Below are 16,981 nucleotides of genomic sequence, written 5' to 3'. Positions count from 1 at the left end.
CGGATTTGGGCAGGAAGTGCCGGGCAATGCTGGGCCGCGACGGTCGGTTCGCCTATTTTCAGAGATCGCCTACAATTTGGAACGGCTTTTGCTGAATGGGTTTACCATCCATTGTCGAGAGTGTGCCATGACCTTACATATTGCCTCCATGATGCCGGACCGCGCGCTGGAAGACAGCGCGATCGCCAAGGCCATTACCAAAGTTGCCATCGATCTGGCCGGACTGCGCGAGCATCATCTGCAGAAGCGCATGCCGGTCGTGGATATTGTGTTTATGCTGCCGAGCCGGGTCGAAAAAGCCGATTTCGACGGCTTGCGCTTGCATTCTTTCGACGAGTCGATGCAGGTTTTGCGGGTCGAATCGGCGGTGCCCGAGAAAATGGTGGCGTCGTCTCACGCCGAGCGTTACGTGGTTGCGGTGATGCTTGATGCGATTGAAGCCGCCGGCGACTTTTTCGCCGAGAGAAGCATTTTGTTCGATGCGCCGGAGCATCTGGCAATGGTGCTTGCGTTGTTTCCCGATCGGCAACACGCGATCAATTAAGGCTCGCTCGGCTAAGTCTTGCGACTGGCTCGCGTCGCGGCCACTGGCGTCGCGATTGACGATAGTCTAGCGCATTTGAGGTTGTCGAGTCAGTGTGACCGGATTGCTTAACGCGATTCGGCTTGGCCGGAAAAACGGTTTCGGGCCGGGTAGGTTTTAGTTTTCGGGGTGGATTTTGTGGCCGAATAATCGGTTGCCCCAAATTTAATGACACAAAAAAGCCGCTTTCCAGCGGCTTTTTTGGTAGAACCGATTAACGTTTCGAGTATTGCGGACGTTTTCTGGCTTTGTGTAGACCGACTTTTTTACGTTCGACGACACGGGCGTCGCGAGTTACGTAACCGGCTTTACGCAGGGGCGATCTCAATACTTCGTCGAATTCGATTAGGGCGCGAGCCAAGCCATGTCTGATGGCACCGGCTTGACCAGATGGGCCTCCGCCGCTAACGAGGATGTTGACGTCGAAGTCGGCGGTTTTGCCCAACAACTCCAGCGGTTGTCTGGCAATCATCTCGTCGGTTTTGCGACCGAAATATTGCTCAACAGGGAGGCTGTTGATGGTGAATTTGCCTGAGCCGATGGTGGCGTAAACGCGCGCGACCGAGCTTTTGCGACGACCTGTTCCGTAGTACTGAGCTGCCATAAACTATCTACCTGCTTAGAATTCTAAAACTTTGGGTTGCTGAGACTGATGATTGTGCTCAGAACCCGCGTAAACTTTCAATTTTTTGAACATTGCCCGCCCCAACGGATTCTTAGGCAGCATGCCTTGTACCGCGGTTGTGATGATGCGGTCCGGGAAGGTTTGTCTCAATTTGCCCAGCGAAGCAGACTTCATGTTGCCTATGTAGCCGGTGTGGCGATAGTACATTTTGTCTTTTTCCTTGTTGCCGGTCACGCCGACTTTCTCGGCGTTGATGACGATGATGTAGTCGCCAGTGTCGACATGCGGCGTGTATTCGGGTTTGTGTTTGCCGCGAAGACGGCGTGCAATCTCAGTAGCAAGGCGACCTAATGTCTTTCCTTCCGCATCGATCACGTACCAGTCGCGCTTAACTTCCGCGGGCTTTGCACTAAATGTTTTCATTATTTGCTTCTCAAAGGTTGAGGCGGTCTATAAAAACCCGGAATTCTACTGAAACGTCAAGCCAAATTCAAGTTTATTTGGGTTTGAATACCGACGCTTAACCGTGTGCTTGTGTTTCATCGATCGCGTAAGCACCTGGCGCGCGGTGTTCGTAACGATAGTCGTCACTTCGGATTATTATCAAGACCGGCGGGAGATCCTAGGATGCTTTGGCCTTTGGCCGCGCGGATTTTGGGTGACGAGAGCGAAACACGGTGTCCAGCGGCGAATTTCGATCGATGGAAAACTCGGGCTATCGATGCGACCCGTGATCAGTTCGCCAGACAGCGCGCGAACGGCACCCAAGTCCAGTATTGATAACGGCGATTTCACTGGTAGTCTTGCCTAAGGCGCGGAGAACCAAGTCCGAAACTGTCATAATCGCCCGCCTCGGGATACTATAGCGCTCCAGTGAGCGGCCCACTCTCGATCGGCTTGGGAGATTCGTCAATCAGCCGGTGTATCGCGAGCCGCGAGAACGATCATTTAACGCACAGACCAGAAAAATCGCTTATGCAAACATTAAACAGAACAATTACAAAAAATGTGACATGGATTTTTTTCGGCGCCTGCTTGGCCTCGTTTAACGTCGCCCGGGCCGAATCCGATATGCAACTGCAGGAAAAAGCGCTGAAGGCGCGGGAAATGAGTCGGCATCAGGAGCAAGGCGTCGACCATTCCGCTCACGCCGCTCCGGCCGACGAAACCGGCGGGTTTCGCGGCGTGTTCTACGGTTACTTGCCGTGTAAGGAAAAGGATTGCGATGGTTTTAAAATGACGTTGTCGCTCAAACCAAAAAGCAATTATTTGTTGGTAACCCAATACGCCAGGGAGTCCAGTCGGGAGTATTACGACAAAGGTAAATACGCGTGGGACGAAAAGTCCCACACCTTGCTGCTAACCTCGAAGAAAGACGAATCGGTGCGGAAATTCACGATTCAGGACGACAGTACGCTGGTGTTGCTGAACAGCGACGGCAAGCCGATGGCCGGCGATCAGGACGACTATACCTTGCGCCGCAGCGACAAAGCCAAATCCCGCGAAGTGCATATTCATTAACGCGAGCAGGCGGCGAGGCGACCAATCTCCGCGCCGCCTTGCCGGGGCCGTTTTTTGTCGGTCTCGCCGGTGCTGACTTAGAGTTTGATCTTCAGCGAATGCAGCTTACGATAAAGGTGGGTGCGCTCCATGCCGATAGCCGCCGCCAATTTGGCCACGCTGCCGCCGGTCTTTTCGAAGTGGTATTCCAGATAGGATTTTTCGAAGTGGTCGCGGGCTTCCTTTAGCGGCAAATTGAAAAATTCCGGCACGTTCGAGCCCAGTTTGGGTTGCTCCGCGATCGAGCCCAGCGCGGTCTTGACTTCGTCCAGCTCGATGTCGTCGCCGGCGCCCAAAATCATCAGGCGTTGCACCAGATTGCGCAATTCGCGGACGTTCCCCGGCCAGCTGTAGTTGCGCAAATAATTTTGCGCGGCCATCGAGAAGCGTCGGAACGGCAATTTTTCGTGCATCACGAAATGATCGACGTAGAAATTCAACAGTGCCGGTACGTCTTCGCTGTGATCGCGTAGCGGCGAGATGTCCAGCGTCACCACGTTCAGTAAATAGTACAAATCCTGGCGAAAACGGCCGCTGTTGACCTCCTCGTCCAGCGCTAACCGCGTCGAAGCGACGACGCGCACATCCACTCTGACCGCCTGACTGCCGCCGACTCGCAGAAAGGAGCTGGATTCCAGCGCGCTGAGCAAGCGGGTTTGGGTTTCCGGGTCCATGCCGCCGATTTCGCCGAGGAACAAGGTGCCCCGATGGGCTTGTTCCAGCAAGCCTCGATAAATCCGGCCGTTGTCCTCGCGGCCGAAAAACTCGACGGCGGCGTTTTCCGGCGAAATGCTGCCGACCGAGACGTCGACGAAAGGGCCGTCGCGCCGCGAGCTGGCGTTGTGCAGATAACGGGCGTACATTTCCTTGCCGACGCCGGCCTCGCCGACGAACAGCACCCGGGCGTCGTGTTGGGCCAGACGCTTCAGTTTGTCCTTGGTGCGCTCGACCACGGCGCTCTTGCCGACCGGCTCGACCGTGATCATCAGTTGTTGTTTCAGGCCGGCGTTTTCGCGTTGCAGAGAACTGGTTTCCAGCGCCCGCTCGACGATCAGCAGCAATTTAGCCAGCGACAGCGGTTTTTCCAGAAAGTCGTAGGCGCCCAGCCGAGTGGCTTCGACCGCCGATTCGACCGAACCGTGACCGGACATCATGATCACCGGACATAGCGAGCTATCCTCTCCGACCCATTCGCGTAGCAAGGTGATGCCGTCGCTGTCCGGCATCCAGATGTCCAGCAATATCAGATTGGGCGGACGTTGGTTTTTCAGCTTACGGGCTTCGGTGGCGTTTTCCGCCATTGCCACCTCGTAACCTTCGTCTTCCAAAATTTCCGATACCAGTTGACGAATGTCCTGCTCGTCGTCGACGACCAAAATAAAGGGCGCTTGCTTGTTCATGAAGGGTTCCCGAATTCAAAGACCGGCAGTTGGATGATGAAGCCGGCCCCGGCATTATAAGACGTATCCACCCAGATCACGCCGCCGTGTTCCTCGATAATTTTCTTGACGATGGCCAGACCCAAGCCGGTGCCCTTGGCCTTGCTGGTCACGTAGGGTTCGAAGATGGTTTCGATCTGTTCGGCGTTCAGGCCGCTACCGTTGTCGTACAGGCTTAATTCCACGTATTCGGCGTTGTTGCGCACCACCTTGGCGATCTTGATCGCCACCCGGCACTGTTCGGCGGTCGCTTCCTGCGCGTTTTTGATCAGATTATGCAGCACTTGGCGAATGCTGACCGGGTCGGCTTCGACGATGACCCGCTGATTCTTGAAATCAGTATCGAATTTAATGCCGAACGGCGTGTACAGCGCCAGCACTTCCTGAATCAATTCCAGCAGATTGATTTTTTCGACTTGTTTTTTGGACGGCCGGGCGTATTCCGAGAAGTCGTCCACCATCCGCTTCATTGCTTCGACCTGTTGAACGATGGTGCGGGTGCCGCGTTGCAGGAATTCGGCGCCGGCGTCGTCGAGTTCCTTCGCCAGTTTGTGCTGCAGGCGTTCGGCCGACAACTGGATCGGCGTCAGCGGATTTTTGATTTCGTGTGCCAGGCGCCGCGCCACTTCGCCCCAGGCCGCATTCTTTTGGGCTTGAATCAGGTCGGTGACGTCGTCGAATACCACGACGGCGCCGGTGCGGCTGCCGTCCTGCTGAAACAGCGGCGTACCGCGGCAAAGCAACTCCTGGCGGCCGTTGGGGCCGAGGAAGACGATGCGCTGCTCCCAGATGTCGTCCGCTTTTTCCAGCAGGCGCTGGATGGCGGTCAGCATGTCGGCGAGTTCGGCGTGGTTGGCTGCCAATTCCGGCAAGGTTTGGCCGACGAAATGGCTGACCGGGATGTGCAGAATCCGGTAAGCGGCTTGATTGGCGGTGCGGATGTAGTAGCGGGCGTCGAAGCTGATCACGCCGGCGGTCAAATTGGCGAGGATGGTTTCCAGGTAGGCGCGTTGATTTTCCACTTCCAGACCGGCGGCGCGGGTTTCGTCGCGGGAGCGGCCGATGCGTTTGGTCATCTGGTTGAAGGATTCGACCAAAAAGCCCAAATCGTCCTGGCTCATCACCGGCAATTGCTGCTGATAGTCGCCGTCGGCGACGGCCTGGGTGCCTTTGACCAACTCCTTGACCGGCGCGACGATGTTGCGGATGCTGATGAAGGCCACCCAGATCGCCGCCAGCAGACTCAGCAACAGCACTAGCAGCAGTATCAACGAGAAGCTGGTTTTCAACGAGTCGCGTAGAAAATTCATCTGCTGGTAGCGAATGAAGGCGAACTCGATCGAGTCGGCCAAGTCGGTGACCCGCAGCGGAATCGGATAGAGCACTTGCAGATAACGGCTTTGGTCCGGCTCCAACGAGACGATGATGCGGACCAGCATGTCGTCGTTGTCGCCGGGATCGAACGCGAAGTATTGCTTGTTTTGGCGCAGTTGCAGCCAGATTTGTTCGTCCGGCATGTGCGGCAGAATGTCGCTGGGATTGACGCTACTCGACGCCAGAATTCGGCCTTGGTTGGTGAAGGCCGCCAGCTCCAGCGCGCCGGATTCGGCCCACAGCGAGCCGATTTCCAACGCGATCAAATGCTCTGACTTGCCGCGCAACTTGTCGGCCATTTGCTGGGTTTGCTTGATATGCCAATTCATCCGTTGGGTCAGCGACGACTGGCTCAGTTCCAGCGCGTCGTCCATCGCCCGGTCGATTTCGACGTTGAACCAACTGTCGATGCCTTGATGCAGGAATTGCACCGAAAAATAAAACACGATAGCCGCCGGCGCCAGTGCCAACAACACGAACAGCGACACCATCCGGGTGGTTAGCCGAGAACCGGCTTCTTTCTTTTTCAGTTCTCGGACCAGCGAGTAGGCGTTGAAAACGACCAGGCCCAGCAGGATGATCGATCCGAGCGTATTGATGACCAGCAGCCAGGAATACATTTCGCCGAGTTCCGACGATTCCTGGCTGGCGCTGCTCATCAATTGCAACAGCAGCATGACCACCCCGAACAGGATGACGATCAAGGCACTGGCCGGCAGTTTTATTTTGGGATTGACCATAAATACCAGTCGCTGGACAAAAACCACCGATGGTCGAGATAGGCCATCGGGCGGAGTGGAATCGGCAGGGCCTCGCGGTCGAAGCGGGTTTTTACCGCGAGCTGCAACGGCGCCGAGTTCGGATTTTCGCCGGGCGGCGCCACGTCCGCGCTGATCGATGCCATGAAGGCCAAGGCCGCGCTCAGGGTTAAGAACATTTCGCTACCGGCATTTTCGGTCTCGACGGCGTATTGGTTTAGCAGAGCGTGAAATTGCAGGGTATAACGCAGTTCCCGGTTGTAGATGGTTTCGTCCCACAACGGGCCGGGATGGCGCAACTCGAGAATGACGCGCCAAGTCAGCGGCACGCCTTTATGCAGAGCTTCCTTGGCGGTCGGGCTCAGCCGATATTCGATTTGCACGCCGGCGGTGTAGCCACGCTCGCCGGTTTGCCATTGCGGGTAGCCGATTCGGGCCGAGTAATCGCCGGCCGTGGCGGCGGGTAGCCATAAGGCGGTTATCAGCCAGATCAAGGTGTTCAAGCAGCGCCGATTTCTGAGGTATCCTGGCACGCGCCGCCGCGTGTCGCTGTATCCGGCCGGGTCGCTCAGCGCGGTATCAAGCGGTTTTCCGCAGCTTGGCATAATAAAATCCGTCCATTTGCCGGTCGCCGGTCAGAATCTGCCGGCCGTGTGGACGCGCCAAGCCCCAGTGAGCGGCGATGGGAAGTTCAACAGCCTCGGGGTGATTGGCCAGGAATTGCGCGATCTGCGCTTCGTTTTCCCGCTTCAGAACCGAACAGGTGGCGTAGAGCAGGATGCCGTCGGGCGCCAACAAGCCCCATACGGCGTCGAGGATTTGCGCTTGCAACGCGGTCAGCGCCGTCAGATCGGACTCGCGGCGTAGCAGTTTGATGTCGGGATGGCGGCGGATCACGCCGAGGCCGGAGCAAGGCGCATCCACCAGAATTCGCTCGAAAAGGCGGCCGTCGGCCCACGAATCCGGGCGAGTGGCGTCCGCCGCCAGCGTCGTTGCGGTCAAGCCGAGGCGAGCCAGATTGTCGTCGACCCGTTTTAATCGAGCGGGGTCGATGTCTATCGCCAATACCTCGGCCGCGGGTTGCATTTCCAGGACCGCCGCGGTTTTACCGCCCGGCGCGGCGCAAACGTCGAGCACGCGCTGACCGGCTTGCACGTCGAGCAACTCGGCGGCCAGTTGCGCGGCGGCATCTTGTACCGATACGCGGCCGTCGGTGAAACCGGGCAGTTGTTCGACGGACAAGGCTTGGTCCAGACGTAGCGCGGTCGCGCAACCGTCCACCGCTTGGGCGGCGATGCCGGCGGCGGCCAGTTCGTCCAGATAAGTGCCGCGCTCGCCGCGCCGGGTGTTGACCCGCAGCATCATCGGCGGGGCGTGGTCGTCGGCGCTGAGCAGCCTTGGGTAGTGGTCGGGCCAGTCGGCGGCAAACGCGGCGATCATCCAGGCCGGATGGTTGGAGCTGGCCTGTTCATCGGCCGCGCAGGCGGCGGTCAGGGCTTCGGCATCACGCAGATACTGGCGCAATACCGCGTTAACCAGGTTTTTGGACCAAGGTTTGTGGCTAGTGGCGGCGACGGTTTCCGATACCGCCGCGTGCGGTTTGACCCGCATGTGCTGCAACTGATAAAGCCCGACCAGCAGCAAAGCCTTGATATCGGCATCCTTGGCTTTCAGCGGCCTGGACAACAGTTTGCCGAGCATGAATTCCAGCGCGAAATAGTGGCGGATCACGCCATAGCAACAGGCTTGGACGAAGGCCTTGTCCTGGTGGTCCTTGATTTTTGGGAGGCCGGCATCGAGCGCGGCGGTTAACGAAACGCCGTCGGCGAGGACCTTGGCGAGTATCTGCGCCGCGCAGCCGCGAAGATTCATAATCCCAGCACCGCGCCGTCGGCCGGATGGGCGTTCAGAAAGTCGCGGGCGGACAGACGTTTGCCGCCGGGCAGTTGTACTTCCAACAGCCGCAAGGTGCCGGCGCCGGTGGCGACATCCAAAGCGTGCTCGCTGCAATCGACCGATCCAGGCGGGCCGCCGACAGGACGGGTTCCCACGGCGGCCCGCCAAACGCGCAACACTTGATCGTCGAAGCTGGTTTGCGCGACCGGCCAGGCATTCAGGCCGCGAATTTTGCGGTCCAGCGCATCGGCCGATTCCGACCAATCCAGAATCGCTTCGGCTTTTTCGAGTTTGTGGGCGTAGGTGACCAAGGCTTCGTCCTGCGGCTCCGCGACCACGTTGCCGGAGGCGATTTGATCGACGACGGTCACCAATCCTTCCGCGCCCAGCAGCGCGAGGTGGTCGTGCAGTTCGCTGCTGGTCGAAGTTGGGCCGATCGGGCAGACGGCTTTGTACAACATATCGCCGGCATCCAGCTTTTTGACAACCTTCATGATCGTGATGCCGGTCTCGGCGTCACCGGCCATCACGGCGCGATGGATGGGCGCCGCGCCGCGCCAGCGCGGCAACAGCGAACCGTGAACGTTGATGCTGCCGAATTTGGGAATGTCTAGTACCGCTTGCGGCAGGATCAGGCCGTAGGCGACAACCACCAGTAAATCGGGCTGCAGGGTCGCCAGTGCTTGAATAGCGCCGACTTGTTTGAAGTTCTCCGGCTGGTGGACCGGGATGGCGTGTTCCAACGCCAGGGCCTTGATCGGACTGGCGGTCAGTTTGCGGCCCCGGCCGGCGGGGCGGTCGGGCTGGGTGTAAACCGCGACGACCCGATGCCGCGAAGCGATCAGGGCTTGCAGCGTCGGTACCGCAAAGTCCGGCGTACCGGCGAAGACGATGTTCATCGGGAAGTCCTTTATAAGCCCTGAGACTTGTGGATTTTGTCCAATTTGGCTTTGATCCGGTTGCGTTTGAAAGGGGACAGGTAATCGACAAACAGCTTGCCGAGCAAATGGTCCATTTCGTGTTGTATGCAGACGGCCAACAGGTCTCTGGCTTCAATTTCGAAGCTTTGGCCGTCGCGGTTTAGCGCCCGGACCTTGATATGCTCGGCACGACTGACTTTCTCGAAAAAACCGGGGACCGACAGGCAGCCTTCCTCGGATTCCTCGACGCCGTCGCGCTCGATGATTTCCGGGTTGATCAAGCAGATCGGCTCGTCCTTGTTCTCGCTGACGTCCATGACCAGCACGCGCTGGTGCACGTTGACTTGGGTCGCGGCCAGACCGACGCCCTTAGCGGCATACATGGTCTCCAGCATATCATCGACCAGGGTTTTGATGTCGTCGTCGACCTGGCTGACTTCCGCGGCGACCGTGCGCAGGCGTTTGTCGGGAAATTCCAGGATCTTAAGAATACTCACCCATTGCTCCTGTTGATTGTCTCGGTAAGCTGACGATTTTATCCGAAATCGGCTTAGCTTTGAATGCGAAGCGGGGATGGCCCCGGCGGCCGCGCCGGCGCGGGACTGGCATTCCATCGCAAATCATCTAAACTGTGCGCCGTTATCCATCATGTTACCGTGCGTCGCGGTCAACAAATTTCGGGGTCGGTCGGTAGGCTGATTTTCGGTTTCGGAATTGTCATTTGTCGTCATTTAGCTCGGTTTATTCAGGACTTCCTATGTTTTCGCGCACCTTACCGGCAGTTTTGCTTTTCCTGGCTCTGGCATGCGCCGCGGTTCGGGCCGACGAGTTGCAAATCAACCCCAGCCATCCGGACCAGTACACCGTGGTCAGGGGCGATACCCTGTGGGACATCTCCGGGAAGTTCTTGCAACATCCGTGGCAATGGCCGGAACTTTGGCGCAACAACCCGCAGATTAAGGATCCGCACTGGATTTATCCGGGCGACACGCTTTATTTTTCCTACGTCAACGGCGTGCCGCGTCTGAGTTTGACACCGCCGGGCGGCGACGAAAAAGTGATGCCCAAGGTGCGAGAATCTGCCGTAGACCGCGCGGTACAGATGATTCCGAGCGATGCGATCGTCCAGTTTTTGAATTCGCCGAAAGTGGTCAGCGCCGAGGAGTTGCAAAACGCGCCGTATGTGATCGGTTTCGTCGGCGAACATCTGATCGCCGGTTCCGGCGACGGCATTTACGTGCGGGGTATCGACGAGCCGCAAAGCCTGGGATATACCGTTTTCCGGCAGGGTAAGCCCTACGTTGACCCGCTGAGTCAGGAAATTCTCGGTTACGAGGCGCAATTCGTCGCCGACGCGACCCTGCAGGATATCGGCGATCCGGCCACGTTTGCGGTCAACAAGTCGGATACCGAGATTCAACGCGGCGACCGTTTGATGCCGACCGCGGCAGGCGAAATGGCCTTGAACTACTTTCCGCGTCCGCCGGAAAAACGGGTGGTCGGCAGCATCATTCGGGTCATGGGGGGGGTGTCGCAAATCGGTCAGCACGATGTCGTGGTCATCGACCGGGGTAGCGCCGACGGCCTGGAAGCCGGGCATACCCTGGATGTATACCGGCGCGGTCAGATGATTCTGGATCGCTATCAGTCTCAGCAGCCGGTCCCGGTGAAAATGCCGGACGAACAGGCCGGCGTTCTGATGGTGTTTCGGCCGTTCGAGCGGGTCAGTTACGCGCTAGTTATGAAGGCGACCGCGGCGATGCATACCTTGGATCGAGTGCAAACGCCTTGACGCAGAGCGGTCGAGTACCCACCCCACCTTCGGGCCACGCTTGAAAGACGCGGGGCATCCCGAAACTCGACAATGGCTGGCTCTTTTGCGGATGCCGGGTATCGGCGGCAAATCGGTCAGGCGGCTGTTGGAGCACTTTTCACCCGCCGAAGTGTTGGCCGCGTCCCGCGCCGACTTGAGGTCGCTCGACTTTAGCGAACGGCAAATCGATGCCGTTCTTCAGCCGGACTGGCAGCGCGTCGACTACGATTTGGCTTGGTTGGCGCAAGACGGCAATTATCTGTTGACGCTGGATGATCAGGAATATCCGGCCCAGCTCCGGGAAATCGCTGACCCGCCGCCGGTTTTATTCGTCAAGGGAAAGCCGGAGCTGTTGTTGGAGCCGCAGTTGGCCATCGTCGGCAGTCGCAACCCGTCCCCGCCGGGGGTGGATACCGCGACCGAATTCGCTAAAGCTCTGGCCGAGGCCGGATATACTGTCACCAGCGGCATGGCGCTCGGCATCGACGCCGCCAGTCATTGGGGCGCGTTAAGCGTTGGCGGTAACACCGTCGCGGTGGCCGGCACCGGTTTGGATAGAGTCTATCCGGCTTGTCACAAAGCGCTGGCCACCGAAATCGCCGCGAAAGGTGCGTTGGTTTCCGAGTTTCCGCCGGGCACCACCGCAAATGCAGGACATTTCCCTAAGCGCAATCGGATCATTAGCGGCTTGTGCGTTGGTTTGCTTGTCGTCGAAGCCGCCCAGCAGAGCGGTTCGCTGATTACCGCCCGATTGGCGCTGGAACAAAACCGCGAAGTGTTTGCGATTCCGGGCTCGATTCACAATCCTCTGGCGCGCGGTTGCAACGGTTTGATCCGGCAAGGGGCTAAATTAGTGGAAACCGCCGAGGATATTTTTGAGGAATTAGGTCAATATAATCAACGCAGTATGCGGGCTGGTCCCGAATTACCGCAGACGGTGCTTGACCTGGAACAACAAAATCTATTGAATTTGATTCCGTACAGCCCCACAACGGTTGATACGTTGGTCCGGAACAGTGGCTGGGCGGCGGAGGAAGTGTCGTCGATGCTGTTGGTGCTGGAGCTGCAGGGCTACATAGCCGGGGTCGCCGGCGGTAGCTACCTCAGAATCAAGTAAAGGCTTTTAATGAAAGAAGACATTTTTGATGTGCTCATCTATCTGTTCGAAAACTATCTCGACGGCGATAGCGACAACTATCCCGACACTTCGGTCATCGCCAGCGAACTGCTGGATGCCGGTTTTCAGCAGCCTGATGTCAATAGAGCCTTCGATTGGCTGGAGTCGCTGGCCGACATTGAAACTATCTCGACGATCGCTTCCCCGTCCTTTCGGATATTTGGCAGTCAGGAAATGGTCGTTTTTGATCTGGAATGCCGTAACTTTCTGATGTATCTGGAGCACACCGGTATCTTGAGTCCGGCTAACCGAGAGATTGCAATTGATCGGGCGATGGCGCTGAAGGAAGAAGAGATCACGTTGGACAAGTTGAAATGGATCGTGCTGATGGTACTGCTGAGTCAGCCCGGTGATAGCGCCGCTTTCTCCAGAATGGAAGACATCGTTTACGATCTGATTCCGACTTCTTTGCATTGATAGTACACGGATAGCATGAGCAAGAGTTTAGTCATCGTAGAGTCTCCGGCTAAATGTAAAACCATTGAAAAATACCTTGGAAAGGACTTCCAGGTTCTGGCTTCTTACGGCCATGTTCGAGATCTGATTCCCAAGGAAGGTGCCGTCGATCCGGAGAATGATTTCTCGATGAAGTATCAGGTCATCGACCGAAATCAACGCCACTTGCAGGAAATCGGCAAGGCTCTGAAAAATGCCGATACGCTGTATCTGGCGACCGACCCTGACCGCGAGGGTGAAGCGATTTCCTGGCATGTCTACGAGCATTTGAAGGAAAAGAAACTGCTCAAGAATAAGGAAGTTCTGAGGGTGGTCTTCCACGAAATTACCAAAAAAGCCGTCACCGAAGCGATCGCCCATCCGACGGAGCTCTCCAATAATCTGGTCAACGCCCAGCAAGCGCGGCGAGCATTGGATTATCTGGTCGGTTTTAATCTGTCGCCGCTGTTGTGGAAAAAGATCCGGCGCGGTTTATCGGCCGGTCGCGTGCAAAGTCCGGCGTTGCGGATGATCGTCGAGCGCGAACTGGAAATCGAGGCGTTCAAAACTCGCGAATATTGGTCGCATACCGCCGATGCCAGTGCGCAAGGTCAGCCGTTCAAAGCCAAGCTGACGTACTACAACGGCGAGAAACTCAATCAATTCAGTTTTACCGACGAAGCAGCTGCCACCGTGGTCAAGCAAGCTTTGCTGGAGCAGGCCGACGGCAAATTGATCGTCGCCAAGCTGGAAAAAAAGCAGCGAAGCAAGAATCCGGCGCCGCCATTCATTACTTCGACATTGCAACAGGAAGCGGCACGTAAGCTGGGTTTTACTACCAAGCGGACGATGATGGTCGCGCAGCAACTCTACGAGGGTATCGATCTGGGCGGGGAGACCGTCGGTTTGATTTCCTATATGCGTACCGACTCGGTAAATTTGGCTGACGAAGCCATCGCCGACATCCGTGCCCTGATCGCCGAAAAATACGGCGCGGCGGATGTGCCCAAGGAGCCTCGGCAGTTTAAAACCAAATCAAAAAATGCTCAGGAAGCTCACGAGGCGATTCGGCCAACCTCGGTGCACCGTTTGCCTGAGCAGGTAAAAGGTCGGCTCAGTGCGGAGCAATTCAAACTCTATGATCTTATCTGGAAGCGCACCGTCGCGTGCCAGATGATCCATGCGACCTTGAACCAAGTGGCGGTCGATCTGAATTGCGGCAGCGAAAAGAACGTGTTTCGCGCGACCGGCTCCACGGTGACGAATCCCGGTTTCATGAAAGTCTATCTGGAAGGTGTCGACGACAGCAAGGAAGCCGCCGACGATCAGGATAGCCTGTTGCCGCCAATGGAAGAAGGGCGCCCGGTCGTGTTGAACGAAATCGCCGCCACGCAGCACTTTACCGAGCCGCCACCGCGCTACAGCGAGGCGAGTCTGGTCAAGGCTCTGGAAGAACACGGCATCGGTCGTCCGTCCACTTACGCGACGATTATCTCGACCTTGCAAAATCGCGAATACGTGACGATAGAAAATAAGCGGTTTTATCCGACCGATGTCGGGCGCATCGTCAACAAGTTCCTGACCGAACATTTCACCAAATACGTCGATTACAGCTTTACCGCCAATCTGGAAGACGACTTGGATGCGGTGTCGCGCGGCGAGAAGGATTGGATTCCGTTGATGAACGACTTTTGGCGGCCGTTCACGCAATTGATTAACGAGAAAGAAGAGAGTGTGCAGCGCAAGGATGTGACCCAGGAAAGCATAGACGAGGCCTGTCCGGAATGCGGTAGCCCGCTGTCGATCCGTTTGGGGCGTAACGGTCGTTTCATCGGCTGTACCAATTACCCAACCTGTTCTTATACCCGAAATATCGGCGAGGAGAGCAGCGCGACAACTGCCGAGCCGGAGGTGGCCGAAGGTCGCGATTGTCCGAAGTGCGCGTCGCCGTTGGTCATCAAGACTGGGCGATACGGCAAGTTTCTGGGGTGTAGTGCCTATCCCAAGTGCAAACACATCGAACCGCTGGAAAAGCCGCAGGACACCGGTGTTGAGTGTCCGCAGTGCAAGCAAGGCAATATCCTTAAGCGCAAGGCTCGTAGCGGCAAAATTTTCTATTCCTGCTCCGAGTATCCCAAATGCGACTACGCGCTATGGGACGCGCCGATTAAGGAAGCCTGTCCGGAGTGTCATTGGCCGATTTTGACGTTGAAAACCACTAAGCGGCGCGGAACGGAAAAAGTTTGCCCGCAAAAAGAGTGTAAATATGCAACGCCGTACGAAGGCGATCCTGACGATGTTAACGGACCCGCTTAAACTCGATTGGGGTAATCGGTGGCGTTGGCGGGTGGGCCTGAAAAACTAGACGCTTCCGGTTATTCCTCCACATAAGGGACTTCGGGCAAGGCGAGAGCTTGGCCGATCGATATTCCGTTGTCCGCCGCGAAGCCGGCATTGACTTCTAGCATGTACTTGGTCGCGCGTGCCATTTGGTAAACCCGGCACGGATCCCTGCGGCAGGGCGGCAAATTATCAAGGATGGCGACGACGCGGCCGCTGTCGTCCAAGAACAGCACATCCAGCGGTAGTAAGGTATTTTTCATCCAGATCGAGATGCGTCTGGCGCTTGGATAAACAAACAACATGCCTTCTCGTCGCCCCAATTCCCGTCTGTGCATCAATCCTCTTTCGCGGCTGTCGCGATCGGCCGCGACAGAAACCCACAATGCCAAGTGTTGGTCGGGCAAGTTGATCAAAGTGTTGAAACCCGAATCTTGGGACGCGGCTTCAAGGCGGCAGGAAAAAGTCGTTAGCCACATCAGTAGCAATAAAATGCGAGTTTCGGATAGAGTCATGCCGGAATCAGACGGGCCGGGTTGTGTTTGGGGGGGCGGCTGATTATAATGCCGCGTTCATTTATTTTGCGAGCGTGGCGAAATTGGTAGACGCGCTGGATTTAGGTTCCAGTGGTAACCCCGTGGGAGTTCGAGTCTCCCCGCTCGCACCATAGTCTCTTACGCATGGATACTGCGTCCAAGTCTTTAGCTGGCTCCGCTGATCGATTCCCCCATTTATTTTTTTAATTTGTTCGAGGTAATGCAATGCAAGTTTCTGTCGAGAAGACATCCGAATTAAGCCGAAAAATGACCGTCAGCATTCCTGACGCCGTGGTTCAGGAAAAAATGGAAACTCGTTTGAAGCGCTTGGGGCGGGAAGTCAAAGTGGATGGGTTTCGGCCGGGTAAGGTGCCCGCCAGCATGATCAGGAAACTGTACGGCGAGCGAGTGCGCGGAGAAGTCACCGGCGATTTGATTCAAACGACGTATTTCGAAGCTCTTCAGCAACAGGAGCTGGTGCCGGCCGGTCATCCGCATATCCATCCCAGCGAAAAGACCGAGGGTTTCGAGTACGTCGCGGAGTTTGAAGTCTACCCGGAAGTGACCCTGGATGGCATATCCGCGCTGCAAATCGAGCGTCCGAACGCCACGGTCGAGGAATCGGATGTCGATGCGATGATCGAAAAGTTGCGTCAACAAAAGAAAACTTGGGCGGAAACCGAGAGGGCCTCGCAAGAAGGCGATCAAGTGACGATTCATTTTTCGGGTGTCTCCGAAGGCGAGAATTTCACCGACGGTAAAGTCGAGAATTACAAAGTCGAAATTGGCGCCAAGCAAATGATTCCCGGTTTTGAAGACGAATTGAAGGGTTTGTCGGTCGGCGCCACCAAGACTTTTATAGCGACTTTTCCAGAACAGTACAACAACCCGAAACTGGCGGGCAAACCGGCTGAGTTCGAGGTGGAACTCGTTAAAATCGAAGAACCGGTCTTGCCGGAAGTCAACGAAGAGTTCATCAAGGCTTATGGAGTGGAAGAGGGTGAGCTTGCGGCCTTCCGTTCGGACGTTCGCGCCAATATGGATCGGGAGTTGGTCAACGCACTGAAAAACAAATTGAAAACCGCCGCGATGGATGCTTTGTTCGAAAACATCACGTTTACGATTCCGAACGCATTGATCGATCAAGAAGTCGAAGCTCTGATGCAGCCCTACGCCGAACGTGCCAAAAACATGCGGTTGAAGCTGGAAGACCTGAATCTTCCCCGCGATACTTTCGAGGCGCAGGCAAAACGTCGCGTCGCGCTAGGCTTGATTTTGGGCGAGATTCTTCAGAAGAACGAGATTAAAGTCGACGCCGATAAAGTGCGGGAAGTCGTTGAAGACATGGCAAAAAGTTACGAGCGTCCGGAAGACGTCATCAATTGGTACTACGCGGATAAAGCCCGATTGAACGAGGTTCAGCAGATGGTTTTGGAAGATCAGGCTGTTGCTTGGATAGTAAGTCAGGCTAAAATCACCGACGTGACGGTAGGATTTGATGAAGTTATGGAAAAACGTTAACTAA

16 protein-coding genes and 1 tRNA gene are annotated in these 16,981 nt (G+C 56.5%); 8 read left to right on the top strand and 9 right to left on the bottom strand.

Annotated features, from left to right (window positions below):
- The first annotated feature begins 127 nt into the window (after positions 1-127).
- Positions 128-544 carry a hypothetical protein gene (locus BJL95_RS20050; RefSeq protein WP_254786855.1) on the top strand — a complete coding sequence of 139 codons (417 nt, stop codon included), beginning with the start codon at positions 128-130 and terminating at the stop codon, positions 542-544.
- A gap of 253 nt (positions 545-797) precedes the next feature.
- Here BJL95_RS20050 and rpsI read toward each other — a convergent pair whose 3' ends face one another.
- Positions 798-1,187 (bottom strand): 30S ribosomal protein S9, encoded by a 390-nt coding sequence (gene rpsI, locus BJL95_RS20045; protein ID WP_064029605.1) that lies wholly within the window; start codon positions 1,185-1,187, stop codon positions 798-800.
- A 15-nt stretch (positions 1,188-1,202) separates the two neighbouring features.
- Positions 1,203-1,631, bottom strand: a complete 429-nt coding sequence (rplM, locus tag BJL95_RS20040; protein ID WP_064029603.1) for a 50S ribosomal protein L13 — start codon at positions 1,629-1,631, stop codon at positions 1,203-1,205.
- Positions 1,632-2,216: 585 nt separating this feature from the next.
- Here rplM and BJL95_RS20035 point away from each other — a divergent pair.
- Positions 2,217-2,729: a copper resistance protein NlpE gene (locus BJL95_RS20035; RefSeq protein WP_368086615.1), complete on the top strand. Its 513-nt coding sequence runs from the start codon at positions 2,217-2,219 to the stop codon at positions 2,727-2,729.
- 77 nt (positions 2,730-2,806) lie between these two features.
- Here BJL95_RS20035 and BJL95_RS20030 read toward each other — a convergent pair whose 3' ends face one another.
- The 6 genes from BJL95_RS20030 to def are packed head-to-tail and all read right to left on the bottom strand — an operon-like array spanning position 2,807 to position 9,652.
- The gene (locus BJL95_RS20030; RefSeq protein ID WP_071160473.1) at positions 2,807-4,168 is read right to left on the bottom strand and encodes a sigma-54 dependent transcriptional regulator; all 1,362 of its coding nucleotides are present in this window, start codon (positions 4,166-4,168) and stop codon (positions 2,807-2,809) included.
- Positions 4,165-6,321: an ATP-binding protein gene (locus BJL95_RS20025; protein WP_071160471.1), complete on the bottom strand. Its 2,157-nt coding sequence runs from the start codon at positions 6,319-6,321 to the stop codon at positions 4,165-4,167. Before BJL95_RS20025 ends, BJL95_RS20030 begins: the two co-directional genes overlap by 4 nt.
- Positions 6,303-6,944 (bottom strand): DUF4390 domain-containing protein, encoded by a 642-nt coding sequence (locus tag BJL95_RS20020; protein ID WP_083386175.1) that lies wholly within the window; start codon positions 6,942-6,944, stop codon positions 6,303-6,305. Before BJL95_RS20020 ends, BJL95_RS20025 begins: the two co-directional genes overlap by 19 nt.
- On the bottom strand, positions 6,919-8,211 hold the full coding sequence (gene rsmB, locus BJL95_RS20015; RefSeq protein ID WP_071160469.1) for a 16S rRNA (cytosine(967)-C(5))-methyltransferase RsmB: 1,293 nt from the start codon (positions 8,209-8,211) through the stop codon (positions 6,919-6,921). Before rsmB ends, BJL95_RS20020 begins: the two co-directional genes overlap by 26 nt.
- Positions 8,208-9,134, bottom strand: a complete 927-nt coding sequence (gene fmt / locus BJL95_RS20010; protein ID WP_071160467.1) for a methionyl-tRNA formyltransferase — start codon at positions 9,132-9,134, stop codon at positions 8,208-8,210. The genes rsmB and fmt overlap by 4 nt, the downstream gene beginning before the upstream one ends.
- Before the next feature lie 11 nt (positions 9,135-9,145).
- Positions 9,146-9,652 carry a peptide deformylase gene (def, locus tag BJL95_RS20005; protein WP_071160567.1) on the bottom strand — a complete coding sequence of 169 codons (507 nt, stop codon included), beginning with the start codon at positions 9,650-9,652 and terminating at the stop codon, positions 9,146-9,148.
- A gap of 260 nt (positions 9,653-9,912) precedes the next feature.
- Here def and BJL95_RS20000 point away from each other — a divergent pair, with 260 nt between their 5' ends.
- From BJL95_RS20000 to topA, 4 genes are read left to right on the top strand one after another with little or no spacing between them, the layout of a single operon-like run.
- Positions 9,913-10,947 (top strand): LysM peptidoglycan-binding domain-containing protein, encoded by a 1,035-nt coding sequence (locus BJL95_RS20000; protein ID WP_071160465.1) that lies wholly within the window; start codon positions 9,913-9,915, stop codon positions 10,945-10,947.
- Between the two features lie 40 nt (positions 10,948-10,987).
- Entirely contained in the window at positions 10,988-12,085 is a 1,098-nt protein-coding gene (gene dprA, locus BJL95_RS19995) for a DNA-processing protein DprA (protein ID WP_254786854.1), read from the top strand.
- A gap of 9 nt (positions 12,086-12,094) precedes the next feature.
- On the top strand, positions 12,095-12,562 hold the full coding sequence (locus tag BJL95_RS19990) for a DUF494 family protein (protein ID WP_071160461.1): 468 nt from the start codon (positions 12,095-12,097) through the stop codon (positions 12,560-12,562).
- 15 nt (positions 12,563-12,577) lie between these two features.
- Positions 12,578-14,896 carry a type I DNA topoisomerase gene (gene topA / locus BJL95_RS19985; protein WP_071160459.1) on the top strand — a complete coding sequence of 773 codons (2,319 nt, stop codon included), beginning with the start codon at positions 12,578-12,580 and terminating at the stop codon, positions 14,894-14,896.
- 59 nt (positions 14,897-14,955) lie between these two features.
- Here the strand turns inward: topA and BJL95_RS19980 are convergent, their stop codons facing one another.
- A complete protein-coding gene (locus BJL95_RS19980) occupies positions 14,956-15,312 on the bottom strand; it encodes a DUF192 domain-containing protein (RefSeq protein ID WP_217631715.1) in 357 nt (118 codons plus the stop codon).
- 191 nt (positions 15,313-15,503) lie between these two features.
- On the opposite strand from BJL95_RS19980, the gene BJL95_RS19975 reads away from it, so the two are divergent.
- Both BJL95_RS19975 and tig read left to right on the top strand, forming a co-directional pair.
- Positions 15,504-15,587, top strand: a tRNA-Leu gene (locus BJL95_RS19975).
- Positions 15,588-15,681: 94 nt separating this feature from the next.
- Positions 15,682-16,977: a trigger factor gene (gene tig / locus BJL95_RS19970; protein WP_071160455.1), complete on the top strand. Its 1,296-nt coding sequence runs from the start codon at positions 15,682-15,684 to the stop codon at positions 16,975-16,977.
- The last annotated feature ends 4 nt before the right edge of the window (positions 16,978-16,981 follow it).

It is taken from the genome of Methylomonas sp. LWB (genome assembly GCF_001856095.1).
Lineage (GTDB): Bacteria > Pseudomonadota > Gammaproteobacteria > Methylococcales > Methylomonadaceae > Methylomonas > Methylomonas koyamae_A.
Note: the sequence above shows the minus strand (reverse complement) of the source record. Positions and strands in the feature narration are given on the sequence as shown.

Excerpts from the sequence above, each read along its gene's own strand:
- rpsI (WP_064029605.1), bottom strand. The coding sequence starts at position 1,187 with ATGGCAGCTCAGTACTACGGAACAGGTCGTCGCAAAAGCTCGGTCGCG.
- topA (WP_071160459.1), top strand. The coding sequence starts at position 12,578 with ATGAGCAAGAGTTTAGTCATCGTAGAGTCTCCGGCTAAATGTAAAACC.
- BJL95_RS19990 (WP_071160461.1), top strand. The coding sequence starts at position 12,095 with ATGAAAGAAGACATTTTTGATGTGCTCATCTATCTGTTCGAAAACTAT.
- BJL95_RS20020 (WP_083386175.1), bottom strand. The coding sequence starts at position 6,944 with ATGCCAAGCTGCGGAAAACCGCTTGATACCGCGCTGAGCGACCCGGCC.
- rplM (WP_064029603.1), bottom strand. The coding sequence starts at position 1,631 with ATGAAAACATTTAGTGCAAAGCCCGCGGAAGTTAAGCGCGACTGGTAC.
- rsmB (WP_071160469.1), bottom strand. The coding sequence starts at position 8,211 with ATGAATCTTCGCGGCTGCGCGGCGCAGATACTCGCCAAGGTCCTCGCC.
- fmt (WP_071160467.1), bottom strand. The coding sequence starts at position 9,134 with ATGAACATCGTCTTCGCCGGTACGCCGGACTTTGCGGTACCGACGCTG.
- BJL95_RS20000 (WP_071160465.1), top strand. The coding sequence starts at position 9,913 with ATGTTTTCGCGCACCTTACCGGCAGTTTTGCTTTTCCTGGCTCTGGCA.
- tig (WP_071160455.1), top strand. The coding sequence starts at position 15,682 with ATGCAAGTTTCTGTCGAGAAGACATCCGAATTAAGCCGAAAAATGACC.
- BJL95_RS20025 (WP_071160471.1), bottom strand. The coding sequence starts at position 6,321 with ATGGTCAATCCCAAAATAAAACTGCCGGCCAGTGCCTTGATCGTCATC.
- BJL95_RS20050 (WP_254786855.1), top strand. The coding sequence starts at position 128 with ATGACCTTACATATTGCCTCCATGATGCCGGACCGCGCGCTGGAAGAC.
- BJL95_RS20030 (WP_071160473.1), bottom strand. The coding sequence starts at position 4,168 with ATGAACAAGCAAGCGCCCTTTATTTTGGTCGTCGACGACGAGCAGGAC.